The following is a 13,671-nucleotide window of genomic DNA, read 5'->3' on the forward strand; positions in this document are numbered from 1 at the left end:
CCAGAACCCATTCTCCTCAAAAAGTGGCGATCTGCTCCCCACGGCAATCTCTCAGCTAATTGCGCACCAGCCCCACAAGGGGAGAAGGAAGACCCGCGCTGGAGTTCCGTCGTCGCCGCGCTAAGCTTCCCGGCAACCCAGGGAGCACCACCATGAAAGAAATCATCGAAGTGCCCGTCATATCGGACAAGGTGCGGGCGCTCGGCTGCCCTGTTCGACGGCGGTGAAGGCCAACGGCTTCATGTTCATCTCGGCGACGCCGCCTGTGGACATGGTGACCGGCGAGATGGTGTGCGGCGACATCGAACCCAGACCGACGCGTCGCTGAAGGCGCTGAAATATTGCCTGGAAGCAGCCGGCACCTCGCTGGACAACGTGATGATGGTGCGCATCTACGCCGTCAATTCCGGCTTCTACAACGCCATCAACCGGGTCTATGCCCGGTATTTCAGTGTGAACCCGCCGGCGCGCAGTTTCGTGCCGGTGGCGTCGTGGCCGATGGAGTTTGATATCGAGATTGAGTGCGTGGCGGTGGGGTGAGGGTGGCGGGGCAAATCAATTTCTAAGAGAATTGGCGAAGGGAAAGCTCGACAAAGTCTTTTAAACCCCTTGTCTTTCGATGAAACTCATCCTCAAATCTTCGCTGGATAGACATGTCGATTCATTGGCCAAGCTATCAAAATTACTAGTATGACGGAATTGGATTCAGCTACTTGGCCAACGACTTTCGGCACGTTTTTCATCAGATTTGAGGGATATGATGGCGATACCAGAGGTGTCCAAACAGGAAATTCTCAAGCTCGCCTCGACGGTTGAGGACCAATTCTTCGATCGAAAGGGGAGGTCCATTTCAGGAAAAGGCGTACAGAAAGCCGTTGTGGCATTTGCTAATGCGGACGGTGGAGAGCTTGTTGTTGGCGTCAAAGATGACAAAGAGAGTCCTGATCCAGCAAAAAGGTGGGATGGCGCGAAGGATCCGGAGGAATTCAATCAGCTTATTCAAAGCATCGTTGAGTTGAGCCCCTCGATAGGTTTTCGATACGAGTTTTTATTTTGCTTGGAATATAACGGATACATTTTAAGGCTATTTATCGATAAAAGCCGTGAAGTATGCATGACTTCCGACAAGTCTGTCTATGTCCGGATGGGGGCTCAAAGCCTTCCCTTGAAAGAACCTCAGAAGATTACCCAGCTTGCCTTCTCTAAGGGCGCTCAAACATACGAGAATCGAAGAATAGAAGGGGTAAAACCCGAGGTAATTGTGGATTCTGCGGAGATGAAAAGATTTATCGATGAAGCTAAGATAATTCCAAATTCATTGTCGTACGCAATTAACGAAGGGTTTATCGCTCAGGAAGATTGGGTTCCTTTGGCCTCTGGTGCCCTTCTATATGCCGATAATCCTCAAGGAGTTTTTCCTACACGTTGCGAAACCAGGATTGTTTTCTATGACACGAAGGAAGAAAAGCCAGAGCGCCATCATTTGAAGATAAATGAGACGATTGGAGGGCCACTCTATCAGCAGATTCACGCAGCGATCAAACGTATCACGGAGATAATGTCGGGAATTAGCATTTTGACGCCTGCTGGACTAACAAAGGTATCGTATCCTCCGGAAGCGATATGGGAAATTGTCGTAAATGCGATGATCCATCGTGATTATTCAATTTCTGACGACATACAAATAGTTATATTTCAGAATCGAATAGAAATATTAAGTCCTGGAAGATTACCCGGTAGCGTGACTATTAGAAATATACTTGATGTCCGCGATAGTCGCAATCCTAAAATAGTTAAGGGTTTGAGAAGATATAAGGACGCTCCAAATCAAGACCTAGGGGAGGGTTTAAATACCGCTTTCGATAAAATGAAGGAATGGAGATTGCAGCCCCCTATATTCGAGGAGGTTGGAAACTACCTTAAGGTAACAATTGGGCACAAGCCATTGGCTACTCCCGAGGAAGCGGTTTTGAAATACCTCGAAGTTCACGACGAAATCCGAAACTCTGTTGCCAGAGAGCTAACTGGGATTAGATCAGAGAACCAAATGAAAGAGGTGTTTTATCGACTTCGCCATAGAGAGCTTATTGAACAAGTTCCAGAAAAGAGAGGGAATGCATCTGCTTGGCGTAAGGTGGCAAAAGAGACTACTATTTCTACGCCTTAAATACTTCCAATGCTGAAGGTCACAGCGTTTGGTCAGTAGCCGCCTTTCATCGAGTGGATCGCGCTGCCCCTCATCCGCCTGCCGGCACCTTCTCGCCGTACACGGAGAGAAGAAAGCCAATCGCCTCAAGCAAAATACTCCTGCAGCGGCCTGACCTCCAGGCTACCTGCCTTCAGTGCCGCGATCGCTTCCGCCACCGCGGCAGCCCCCGAAAGCGTCGTATAATACGGCACCTTCTGCATCAGCGTTGCCCTACGCAGCGACTTCGAGTCGGACACCGCCTTCTGGCCGTCCGTGGTGTTGAAGACGATCTGGACCTGGCGGTTGCGGATGGCGTCCTCGATGTGGGGGCGGCCTTCCAGCACCTTGTTGATCTTTTCGGCGACGACGCCGTTTTCGGCGAGGAAGCGCTGCGTGCCTGATGTCGCCAGCACCTTGAAGCCGAGGCCGGCGAGGCGCTTGACGGCCGGCAGGATGCCTTTCTTGTCCTCGTCGCGCACCGAGACGAACAGCGTGCCGGAGCGGGGGAGATCGACACCGGCGCCGAGCTGGCTCTTGGCGAAGGCGAGGGCAAAATCGCGGTCGAGGCCCATGACCTCGCCGGTCGAGCGCATTTCCGGGCCGAGCAGGATGTCGACGCCGGGGAAGCGGGCGAAGGGGAAGACGGCTTCCTTGACCGCGATGTGGCCGGGACTTCTGGGGTCGGGCATGGCGCCGTAATGGGCGAAGGCGTCTTCCAGCGTCTCGCCGGCCATGATGCGGGCGGCGATCTTGGCGATCGGACGGCCGATGGTCTTGGCGACGAAGGGCACGGTGCGCGATGCGCGCGGGTTGACCTCCAGCACATAGACCGTGCCGTCCTTGATCGCGTATTGCACGTTCATCAACCCGCCGACGTTGAGCGCGCGGGCAAGGGCGGCCGTCTGGCGCTCCAACTCGTCGACGAGGTCCGAGGGCAGCGAGTGGACGGGCAGCGAGCAGGCACTGTCGCCCGAATGGATGCCGGCTTCCTCGATGTGTTCGAGAATGCCGGAGACGAAGGTTTCCTTGCCGTCGCAAAGGCAGTCGACGTCGACCTCGATGGCGCCGGAGAGATAGGTGTCGAACAGCAGCGGGTTCTTGCCCAGCAGCGTGTTGATCTGGCCGGTCTTGTCGTTGGGGTATTTCTGCTTGATGTCCTCCGGCACCAGGCCGGGCACGGTGTCGAGCAGGTAGGTCTGCAGCATGCCCTCGTCATGGATGATCTGCATGGCGCGGCCGCCCAGCACATAGGACGGGCGCACCACCAGCGGGAAGCCGAGCTCGCCGGCGACGAGGCGGGCCTGCTCGACCGAATAGGCGATGCCGTTCTTCGGCTGGCTGAGGTTGAGCTTGTGCAGCAACTTCTGGAAGCGGTCGCGGTCTTCGGCGAGGTCGATCATGTCGGGCGAGGTGCCGAGGATCGGAATGCCGGCCTTCTCCAGTGCGTCGGCCAGCTTCAGCGGCGTCTGCCCGCCGAACTGGACGATGACGCCGACCAGCTCGCCCGAGGCCTGCTCGGCGCGCAGGATCTCCAGCACGTCCTCCGCCGTCAGCGGCTCGAAATAGAGCCGGTCCGAGGTGTCGTAGTCGGTCGAGACCGTCTCGGGGTTGCAGTTGATCATGATCGCTTCATAGCCGGCATCGCGCAGCGCGAACGCCGCGTGGCAGCAGCAATAGTCGAACTCGATGCCCTGGCCGATGCGGTTCGGGCCGCCGCCGAGGATGACCACCTTCTTGCGCGACGAAACCTGCGCCTCGTTGGCGAGCGCGCCGGCGAAGGGCACTTCGTAGGTCGAGTACATGTAGGCGGTGGGCGAGGCGAACTCGGCCGCGCAGGTGTCGATGCGCTTGTAAACCGGATGAACGTCGAGCTTTTCACGAATCTTCTGAACGACTTCGGCGTCGGTCTTCGTCAGCGAGGCGAGCCGGGCATCGGAGAAGCCCATGGCCTTGAGCATGCGCAAATTGACGGCATCGATGGGGATACCATGCTCGCGGATGCGCGCTTCCATGGCGACGATGCCGGCGATCTGCTCGAGGAACCACGGGTCGATCTTGCACATGGCGTGCACGTCTTCCAGGGAGGTGCCCATGCGGATCGCCTGCGCCACCATGCGCAGCCGGTCGGGCGTCGGCGTGCCGAGTGCGGCGCGGATGGCGTTGCGGTCGTCGGCATGGCTGGCGACTGCGGTTCCATGGCCGAGGCCGGGGATCTCGATCTCGTCGAGACCGGTCAAGCCGGTCTCCAGGCCGCGCAGCGCCTTCTGCAAGGACTCCTGGAAGGTGCGGCCGATGGCCATCACCTCGCCGACCGACTTCATGGCGGTGGTCAGCACCGGCTCGGCGCCGGGAAATTTTTCGAAGGCAAAGCGCGGGATCTTGGTCACCACGTAGTCGATCGACGGCTCGAAGGAGGCGGGCGTGGCGCCGCCGGTGATGTCGTTCTCCAGCTCGTCCAGCGTGTAGCCGACGGCAAGCTTGGCCGCGATCTTGGCGATGGGGAAACCGGTCGCCTTGGAGGCCAGCGCCGACGAGCGCGACACGCGTGGGTTCATCTCGATGACGACGAGACGGCCATCGGCCGGGTTGACGGCGAACTGAACGTTGGAGCCGCCGGTCTCGACGCCGATCTCGCGCAGCACCGCGATCGAGGCGTTGCGCATCATCTGGTATTCCTTGTCGGTCAAGGTCAGCGCCGGGGCGACGGTGATGGAGTCGCCCGTATGCACGCCCATCGGGTCGATGTTCTCGATCGAGCAGACGATGATGCAATTGTCCGCTTTGTCGCGGACGACCTCCATCTCGTACTCCTTCCAGCCGAGCACGCTTTCCTCGATCAGCACTTCGGTGGTCGGCGAGGCGTCGAGGCCGGACTGGACGATGTCGTAGAACTCGGCCCTGTTGTAGGCGATGCCGCCGCCGGTGCCGCCCATGGTGAAGGACGGGCGGATGATGGCGGGCAGGCCGACATGGTCGAGCGCTTGTGCTGCGATCGCCATGCCGTGGCTGATGTAGCGCTGCTTGCGGTCGCCTTCGCCGAGGTTCCAGCGGGTTTCCAGCGCGTCGAGCGCGGCGTCGAGATTGTCGGGCTTTTCGGCCTTCAGCGCGGCGCGCTCGGCCTCATGCGTCTTGCGGTCGGCGTTCTTGACGTCGGTGGCGTTGGCCAGCATCGACTTCGGCGTTTCGAGCCCGATCGTCTTCATCGCCTCGCGAAACAGCGCCCGGTCCTCGGCCTTGTCGATCGCATGGGCGTCGGCGCCGATCATCTCGACCTGGTAGCGCTCGAGCACGCCCATGCGGCGCAGCGACAGGGCTGTGTTGAGCGCGGTCTGGCCGCCCATGGTAGGCAGCAGCGCATCCGGCCGCTCCTTGGCGATGATCTTGGCCACCACTTCGGGGGTGATCGGCTCGATATAGGTGGCGTCGGCCAGTTCCGGGTCGGTCATGATGGTGGCCGGGTTGGAATTGACCAGGATGACGCGGAAGCCCTCTTCCTTCAGCGCCTTGCAGGCCTGGGTGCCGGAATAGTCGAACTCGCAGGCCTGGCCGATGACGATGGGGCCGGCCCCGATGATCAGGATCGACTTGATGTCGGTGCGTCTTGGCATGTCTGTGAATTCCGTTCGGCAGCGGGCTTGCACAAAAAACCGGGACGGGAAGACCCGGCCGGTTGTGCTCGCGATTCTGGTATCAGGCTAGGAGGGCCTTATAGGGAAGAGTTTTGCCCGATGTAACCCCGAAAATGAGGGGTTGTGTGGCTCTTAGCAACAAGCGCCTCATTCCTTCGCGCCCCCCGCTGTCCCGCCGACCTTTGGAGCGTGCCTAATCCCCCAGCGCCACCGTATCCGTGATCTCGAAGCGCTCCGACACGCCGATGCGGATCATGTTGAGACCGCCCTCGCGGGTGAAGCGGAAGTCGCTGCCGGCGTCCGAGCTTGCCGGCAGGCCGGCATCGAAGGAGATGACGCGGCTGCCGCCATCCGGCCAGGCCACGGTCACGTCGGCCTTGTCAGTGCCCTTGCGCGTCACGGTGGCCGCGCAAGACGCCATGGGCTGTCCAACATAGCGGGCGCAGGGAATTTGCAGGGTTCCATTCGCCGCCAGCGCGAGGCCATAGGCATCCTGCATGGCGATCTCCGCCGCGGATTTCGGCGTGGTCTCGGGGCTGGCCGGTTGGCTTGAGTCACCCAGCCGGGCGGTCAGGTCGGGTGCATCGGACGCCGCACCGGCTTCGCTGCCAACGGCGTCCGTCGCCTGGTCGGGCGCCGTCGCCGGATTGAGTGGCACCAGATAGCGCGCGGGGGCCCAGCCAGTTGCCTGGGGATTGTCCGACACGATCTTGCACCAGGGATGCCCGTCAATATCGTTGCAGCCGAGGTTCCTGACGCTCGCGCCGGCGGGCAGGCGAGCCTCGGTCTTGCCGATCGGCGATGGTTGGGCACGGACATTGAGCAGGTCGTCGGGCGCCAGCCCGGTGACGACGGAAATGAACGGCGCCTCTTCGGCATGGGCGGCGAATGCCGCCAGCAGCAGCGGCGCGGCAATCAATGCGTAGAGCGCTTTGCGGAACGAAATTCGGCGCCTCATCACTCGGCCGCAGGCGATAGATAGCATTACCAATGGCACCGCCAGACCCAGAAACGCTGCCGCATACGAAGCGGGTTTTATAGGCGACGGCGCCGCGTCATGTCTGCAACCGAGATTTGTCACGCCTGTCCAAGTCCCCGGCATGAAACGCGAACGTTCAGCCCGGCATGAACGCGAACGTTCAGCCCGGCATGAACGACGGTCAGGCCGACACTTCGATGTCATGACCGCCGACGGCCGGCAGGGCGGGATCGTGCACCGCCGCGGCGATGACGCTGTCGAGCAGGCCGGGAAAGCGGGCGTCGAGATCGGCGCGGCGGAGCGTGATCATGCGGTTGGTGCCGACCACGTCGGCGCGGGTGACGCCTGCCTCGCGCAATTTGGCGAGGTGGTAGCTGAGATTGGTCTTGGAGGCGAGGTCGAGGAACCGGCTGCAGTTCAGCGGCACGCCTTCCTTGCTGGCGAGATAGCGCACGATCGCGAGCCGCGTCGGGTCGCCGAGCACGCTGAGCACGATGGGCAGGCTGATCTGGTCCGCATTCGGGTGTGGCAAGGTCATGGCTGGAACCTAAGCACAGTGGGGGCCGATTTCAACGCGTCGATCCTGCTCGTCCCGTACACACTGTTTCTCCTGTCCAGACCGTCCTGACACAGGGCTGTCAGCATGGTTGCGCTATTTTCGCCTGGCTTCATTGACATCATGCCCTTTTATGTCCAATTGTTCAATAACTTTTGAACTAAGGACACGTGCCATGGACAAGCGGATTTTCTGGCTTGCGCTCGGATCGTTTGCGATCTCGACCGAGGGCTTCGTCATCTCCAGCCTTCTGCCCGACATCGCCAGCGACGCCGGCATCTCGGTGCCGCTCGCCGGCTCGCTGATCACCGCCTTCGCGCTCGCCTATGCGATCGGCACGCCGATCCTGGCGACGCTGACCGGCGAATGGGACCGGCGCCGCGTCATCCTGTGGACGCTGGTGTTCTTCGTCATCGGCAATGTCGTCGCCGCCATGAGTTCCTCCTTCGAAGTGCTGCTGGTCGCGCGCATCATCATGGCGCTGTCGTCGGGCCTGTTCGCGGCGACCGCGCAAGGCACCGCGGTGGCGCTCGTGGACGACCATCACCGGGCGCGCGCCATCGCAGTCGTCGTCGGCGGCACCACGGTGGCGGTCGCCGTCGGTGCGCCGCTCGGCGCATTGGTCGCGGCCATCGCCGGCTGGCGCGGCACTTTCTACGCCATTGCCGGCCTTGGCGCGCTCGCCGGCGCGATCCTGTGGTACCGGCTGCCGCGCGGCATCGTCGGCACCAGACTGCCGCTGACGCGCCGGCTGGCGGCGGCCATGCGACCCGGCGTGATGCCGATCCTGGTGACGACGACGCTTGCCCTCATCGGCGCTTTCACCGTGTTCAGCTTCATCGCGCCGCTGGCCATCGAAGGCGCCGGGCTGGCGCCGATCGCGCTGCCGGGCATGCTGCTCGCCTTCGGCGCCGGCGCCGTCATCGGCAATATTGCCGGCGGCCAGGCCGCCGATCGCTTCGGCGCGACGCGCACCGTCGCCTGGTCGCTGGCGCTCAGCGCCGCCATGCTCGTCACCTTCTCGCTGATCCCGACCTTCCTGCCGCATCACCTCGCCGGGCCGGCGCTGATGGGCATGATGGTGCCGTGGGGCATCGTCGGCTGGGCCTTCCCGCCGGCGCAGGCCAGCCGCATCATCAAGCTGGCGCCCGACGCGGCCCCGATCGTGCTGTCGCTCAACGCCTCGGCGCTCTATCTCGGCGTGGCGCTCGGCGCGGTGGCCGGCGGGGCGGTGCTGCGCTACGGCGCGCCGGCCGATCTCGGCCTGGTCGCCGCGGCCTTCCCGGTCATAGGGCTCGGCATCGTGCTTGCCGGACGGGCATTTGCCAGACCGGTGGCGATGCCGGCCGAATGAACGGCTATCGAAGCGCCGGCCGGTTCAACCGGCCGGCGTCTCGTTGAAATCCACCGCGGCGATCTCATCCAGCACCGCGCGCAACCTCGCCGCCTTTTCCTTGCCCACCACATCCTCGAAGCGCTGCTGGGCGACCTGCCACAGCTTCATCACCTCATCGAGTTTGGCCAGACCTCGCGGCGTCAGCCGCACCCGTTTGACGCGGCGGTCGGCGGCGTCGGCGAAGGTCTCGACATAGCCGTCGCGGATCAGCGGCTTCAACGTGTGGCCGAGCGCCGACAGGTCCATGATCAGGGACGTCGCGATGGCGCCCATGGCCGGCTCGTTGCCGACATGGATCTGGTAAAGCAGGCCCTGCTGCGTGGCCTTGAGGCCCGAAGGCGCCAGCACATCGTCATAGTGCTGGCCAATCTTGCGCGTCGCGCGGCGCAGCATGGCGTTGTTGCAGAGCGCTAGTCCGGACACGGCTTCTTTCGACATGGTGGTGGTCCTCGGCCGCGACGACCCTGCGGCGGCTGCCTGATAAATAATCCCGGATGCGCGCATTGACAAGATAGTGGCATATGCCTATTTCCTGGAAGTGGCATATGCCACTAAATCAATCAGACGGCTTGCTGCGAACCGAAGGGCGCATGCCCACGACAACCGCAGCCAGGTCGAAGCGAACAATTCGAGACAGAAGGAACAGGACCATGAGCGGACAGGCAAACAAGGGCACGGCGGTCGTCACCGGCGCTTCATCGGGTATCGGCGCGGTCTATGCGGACCGGCTGGCGGGGCAGGGCTACGACCTCATCCTGGTGGCACGACGCGCCGACCGGCTGCAGGAACTGGCCGAGAAGCTGCGCTATGCGTATAGCCGTAATGTCAGCGTGATCGCGGCGGACCTGTCCGACGACGCTGACGTCCGCCGCGTCGAACAGGCTATAGCGGCTGACGACAGCGTGACGCTGCTGGTCAACAATGCCGGCCTTGGCGGCCAGCAGGTGGTGGCAACCGCCGATGCCGACGCGGCCGAGCGCATGATCAAGGTCAATGTCGTGGCGCTCACCCGCCTGACCCGTGCCGTGCTGCCGGGGCTCTTGGCGCGCAACCGCGGCGCCATCGTCAACATCGCCTCGGTGCTCGCCTATGACAGCTCGTTCGGCGGCATCTACAGCGGCACCAAGGCCTATGTCGTCAACTTCACCGAGGCCCTGCATCGCGAGGTCGCGGGCACCGGCGTCAAGGTACAGGTGGTCCTGCCGGGCGCGACCCGGACCGATTTCTGGGAACTTGCCGGCAGCGACATCGACCAGTTGCCGAAGGAAATCATCATGAATGCCGACGATCTGGTCGACGCCGCCCTTGTCGGCCTGGCCAAAGGCGAAGCCGTCACCGTTCCGGCACTTGCCGACGCGGCCAAGCTGGACGCATTCCTTGGCGCCCGGCAGGCCTTCTATGGCAGCCTGCACGCCGACAAGCCGGCCGCGCGCTACGCGGCCTGACCAAACAGGGGCGAAGCGGACGGAGTGGGGCTTCGTAGGGCGAATGCCGCTGAAAACCCAGCATCGCCACGCCAGTCCCCCACTCCGTCTCGGCTTCGCCGAGCCACCTCTGCCCCCACGTCCGTGGGGGGGAGGAAGGAGGGCTGTGCCCCTAGGCCGTGCGCCACATCGGGATGATGGACGCCGCCAGCACCAGCGCCAGCACGATGTTCAGCGCGCGCCATTGCCATTCGGTCTTGAGCAGCCGCGCCAGCACCATGCCGGCAACGCACCATATGGACAGCGAGACGGCTGCGGTCAGACCGAAGGTCGAGCCGAGCAGCAGCGCCAGTTGCCCCGGCCCGTCGGCCAGCGCGGCGAAGGAGGCAGCGGCGCCCAGCCCCATCGCCCAACCCTTAGGGTTCATCCACTGGATGCCGGCGCCGCCGAAGAAGCTGTTCGGCCTGGCCATCGTCACATCGAGATTAGGCGGTCCGGCACGGCCGATCCTGATCGCCAGCCAGGCGAGGTAAAGCGAGCCGGCAATCTTCATGGCGAGCTGTAGCGAAGGCACGGCAAGCAGCAGCCCGGCAAGCCCGGCGGCGGCGGCACCCGTCACCGTGGCCAGGCCGGCCGCGCTTCCGGCCATCAACGGGACCGACCGGCGAAAGCCGAACTGCGCGCCTGAAGCAGTCGACAGGGTGGTGGCGATGCCCGGCGTGGCGGTGGCCACGAAGGCAAACAGGATCAGCGGCAGGATAGGCTGGAGCATGGGGCGTCCTTTGTCGGAGGCTCCAGGATAGACGCGGGCTTACATTAGTAAATGCAATGTTTGCGATGGTTGACATTAGCATATATAATGAGAGGATGACCCGCAATCTCGATACCGCACTTGTGCGCACCTTCGTCACCGTCGCCGACATGGCCAGCATGACGGCGGCGGCGAATGCGCTGCACCTGACGCAGGGCGCCGTCAGTCAGCAGGTCAGGCGGCTGGAAGAAACGTTCGGCTGCAGCCTGTTCGAGCGCGACCGGCGCGGTCTGCGCCTGACCCGTTCCGGCGAGCGGCTGTTCGACAAGGCTAGGCGCCTGCTCAACCTCAATGACGAGATCTGGACCGAGATGGTGGGGAGCACTGTTGCCGGCCAGGTGCGGCTCGGCGTGCCCTACGATCTCGTCGGCACCTTGCTGGCGCCGGTGCTGAAGGCCTATGCCGAAGCCTATCCGCAGGTCGAGATATCGCTGGTCTGCTCCTCCTCGCCGGAACTGGCGGCGGCACTCGCGGCCGGAACCATCGACCTCGCTGTGATCGAGGAGCGGGTCGGCCCGACGTCAGGCGAATGCCTGGCCGTCGACCGTCTGGTCTGGGTCGGTGCCAAGGGCGGCGTTGCCCGCGCCAAGCGGCCGCTGCCGGTGTCGATCGTCGCCGATACCTGCGCCTTCCGGCCGGCCGTACTGGCGGCGCTCAACGAGCACGGACTGGAATGGCGCAGCGTGTTCGAGAACGGCAACATCGACGCGACGACGGCCACCGTGCGCTCAGACCTGGCCGTAACCGCCTGGCTGGCGTCGACCGTGCCCGCCGACCTCGATATTCTTGCCTTGGATGCGGGGCTGCCGCCCTTGCCGAATTTTGCCATCAACCTGCATCTGCCAAGGCACGGAGCCGGGCCGGCGGCCCTGGAGTTCGCGCGGCATATTCGTGATGGGTTGGGCCGGCAAAGACAGGCGGCTTGAATCGTTGCACTGGGGAACGGCGACGTTCGATCGACTTTGAAACGTCGCGCTGCCCTTCTCCCTGTATATACGGGGAGAAGGGCCGGCAGGCGGATGAGGGGCGGCGCAGACGTTCAAGGCAAAAGCCCAATCTGCTACTTCCAGTTCTTGCGTCGCTCCAGTTCGGCGTCTGACGGCTTCCCCTCCACGAAGGAGCCGGTCTTGATCTCACCGCCGCGTTCATAAGTCGCCATGATGACGCCGGTGGTCGACGTCAGTGACTTGGTGAGCTTGAAGGCGGCGGGCAGCGCGTTGTCGCCGAACAGGCGCTTGCCCTTGCCCAGCAGCAGCGGAAAGGTCATCAGCCGGATCTCGTCGATCAGCCCGTTGGCGAGCAGCGTCTGGATCAGATCGCCCGATCCCTGGATCAGCAGGTCGGGTCCGTCTTCCTGCTTGAGCTGGCCGAGCCTGGCTACGATATCGGGCCCAAGCCACTCGCTGTTCTGCCAGGTCAACGAATCCGGACGATGGGTGGCCACATATTTGGTCGCCGGGTTGAAGGCGTCGCCGATCGGATCCTTCTGATACGGCCAGTACGCCGCGAAGATGTCGTAGGTCCTGCGGCCGAGCAGCAGCGCAAAGGGTCTGGAGAACAATTCATCCATGGCCGTGCCCGCCACCTCGTCAAAGTAGTGGAAGGTCCAGCCACCGAACTCGAAGCCGCCGACCGGATCCTCCTCCGGCCCGCCCGGCGCCTGCATGACGCCGTCGAGGCTGACGAACGTCGCGGCGATGATCTTTCTCATGGGGTGCTCCTGTTTTGTTCGTCCGCACCGTCGCGGCCGGACTTCAGCCCAAGGACGGGCGACCGGTCGCCCGTCCGACACGGCATGTCAGATTTTTGGGCCAGGCCTGGAAGTGTCAACCTCGGAGGTCGCATCGAGGTGGCGCGACGAAAACCAGACATCGCCCAGGACTGCCGTTGCGGTGCGGTCGGGCGGCCTGTCCTCGATCAGCCAGATCGAGCGGCTGCGTGCGGCCTGGTCGCGGGTCGGGATCTTCGCGGCGGGGTCCACGGTCGAGGCGCCGACGCAAGGGATGAACCAGGACCGCATGAAGGGGTCGCACGCGAAACCTTTTTCGGTGCGGGTGACAATGACTGCGAACGGGACGCTCTCGGCCGGGCGCCAGGGAAAGATCATGCGGCCGCCCGGGCGCAGCGCCTTCAGCCAGGCGGCCGGAGGTGCGACGACGCCTGCATTGACGTAGATGATGTCGGATGGCGGCAGGGGCGACGTGACGGCGTCGCCATGAACGACGGCGACGTTGCCGTAGGCTTCAAGATTTTTTCGCGCACGGCCGGCCAGGTCTTTGTCGAGCTCGAAAGCGGTGACGGTTCCGCCGGGCAGAACCAGATTGGCCAGCAGCGCCGTGTAATAACCGCTGCCGGCGCCGATATGGGTGACAGACTCGCCGGGCTTCGGCGCGATTTTCCCGATCCACATGGCGTGCAGAAAGGGCTCGCCATTGTTGATGCCCTTGTCCGCATCGAGCGCTACCAGCACGTTCTGGTAGAGGTGGACCGGATCGGCGCTCGGCGTCGTTATCTGGCCTTTCCCGGCGACGATCGTCCATGGCCCGGGGCCGAGGAAGGCCTCGCGCGGCACGCTGGCGAAAACTTCTTCCAGGCGCGGGTCCGGTGAGGCCGCGTTGGCCGCCATCAGCCTTGCGTAGAACTCCCTGGCGTCTTCGATATTGGTCATGACGCCCCGGAAGATAGCGC

11 protein-coding genes and 1 pseudogene are annotated in these 13,671 nt (G+C 63.1%); 5 read left to right on the forward strand and 7 right to left on the reverse strand.

The genetic code is table 11. The annotated features are described in order from the left end of the window. Nucleotides 1–152 precede the first annotated feature (152 nt). Both LB556_RS31955 and LB556_RS29615 read left to right on the forward strand, forming a co-directional pair. Nucleotides 153–540 (forward strand): annotated as a pseudogene (locus LB556_RS31955) (Rid family hydrolase). Between the two features lie 235 nt (nt 541–775). Beyond that, nucleotides 776–2,167, forward strand: a complete 1,392-nt coding sequence (locus tag LB556_RS29615; RefSeq protein WP_224571036.1) for an ATP-binding protein — start codon at nt 776–778, stop codon at nt 2,165–2,167. A gap of 125 nt (nt 2,168–2,292) precedes the next feature. On the opposite strand, the gene carB is transcribed toward LB556_RS29615, so the two are convergent. From carB to LB556_RS29630, 3 genes are all read right to left on the reverse strand, one after another. After that, the gene (gene carB, locus LB556_RS29620; RefSeq protein ID WP_224571041.1) at nt 2,293–5,796 is read right to left on the reverse strand and encodes a carbamoyl-phosphate synthase large subunit; all 3,504 of its coding nucleotides are present in this window, start codon (nt 5,794–5,796) and stop codon (nt 2,293–2,295) included. A gap of 214 nt (nt 5,797–6,010) precedes the next feature. Next, nucleotides 6,011–6,775: an SH3 domain-containing protein gene (locus tag LB556_RS29625; protein ID WP_224571043.1), complete on the reverse strand. Its 765-nt coding sequence runs from the start codon at nt 6,773–6,775 to the stop codon at nt 6,011–6,013. 202 nt (nt 6,776–6,977) lie between these two features. Next, nucleotides 6,978–7,334, reverse strand: coding sequence for an ArsR/SmtB family transcription factor (locus LB556_RS29630; RefSeq protein WP_224571045.1), 357 nt, complete (start codon nt 7,332–7,334; stop codon nt 6,978–6,980). A gap of 193 nt (nt 7,335–7,527) precedes the next feature. Between LB556_RS29630 and LB556_RS29635 the strand changes: the two genes are divergently transcribed. Continuing rightward, complete coding sequence (locus LB556_RS29635) at nt 7,528–8,706, forward strand: MFS transporter (RefSeq protein WP_224571046.1); 1,179 nt, start codon at nt 7,528–7,530, stop codon at nt 8,704–8,706. Nucleotides 8,707–8,730: 24 nt separating this feature from the next. On the opposite strand, the gene LB556_RS29640 is transcribed toward LB556_RS29635, so the two are convergent. Beyond that, nucleotides 8,731–9,186, reverse strand: coding sequence for a MarR family winged helix-turn-helix transcriptional regulator (locus tag LB556_RS29640; RefSeq protein ID WP_224571047.1), 456 nt, complete (start codon nt 9,184–9,186; stop codon nt 8,731–8,733). A 212-nt stretch (nt 9,187–9,398) separates the two neighbouring features. Here LB556_RS29640 and LB556_RS29645 point away from each other — a divergent pair, with 212 nt between their 5' ends. Next, complete coding sequence (locus tag LB556_RS29645) at nt 9,399–10,193, forward strand: SDR family NAD(P)-dependent oxidoreductase (RefSeq protein ID WP_224571048.1); 795 nt, start codon at nt 9,399–9,401, stop codon at nt 10,191–10,193. Nucleotides 10,194–10,344: 151 nt separating this feature from the next. Here LB556_RS29645 and LB556_RS29650 read toward each other — a convergent pair whose 3' ends face one another. Then, the gene (locus LB556_RS29650; RefSeq protein WP_224571049.1) at nt 10,345–10,944 is read right to left on the reverse strand and encodes a LysE family translocator; all 600 of its coding nucleotides are present in this window, start codon (nt 10,942–10,944) and stop codon (nt 10,345–10,347) included. Nucleotides 10,945–11,039: 95 nt separating this feature from the next. Between LB556_RS29650 and LB556_RS29655 the strand changes: the two genes are divergently transcribed. Beyond that, nucleotides 11,040–11,909 carry a LysR substrate-binding domain-containing protein gene (locus LB556_RS29655; protein WP_224571050.1) on the forward strand — a complete coding sequence of 290 codons (870 nt, stop codon included), beginning with the start codon at nt 11,040–11,042 and terminating at the stop codon, nt 11,907–11,909. Between the two features lie 134 nt (nt 11,910–12,043). Here the strand turns inward: LB556_RS29655 and LB556_RS29660 are convergent, their stop codons facing one another. Together LB556_RS29660 and LB556_RS29665 are read right to left on the reverse strand one after the other, a co-directional pair. Beyond that, complete coding sequence (locus tag LB556_RS29660; protein ID WP_224571051.1) at nt 12,044–12,694, reverse strand: dihydrofolate reductase family protein; 651 nt, start codon at nt 12,692–12,694, stop codon at nt 12,044–12,046. A gap of 87 nt (nt 12,695–12,781) precedes the next feature. Then, nucleotides 12,782–13,651 carry a protein-L-isoaspartate O-methyltransferase family protein gene (locus LB556_RS29665; protein WP_224571052.1) on the reverse strand — a complete coding sequence of 290 codons (870 nt, stop codon included), beginning with the start codon at nt 13,649–13,651 and terminating at the stop codon, nt 12,782–12,784. Nucleotides 13,652–13,671: the final 20 nt, after the last annotated feature.

Origin of the sequence: Mesorhizobium sp. ES1-4 (assembly GCF_020164745.1) — a bacterium.
Taxonomy (GTDB): domain Bacteria; phylum Pseudomonadota; class Alphaproteobacteria; order Rhizobiales; family Rhizobiaceae; genus Mesorhizobium.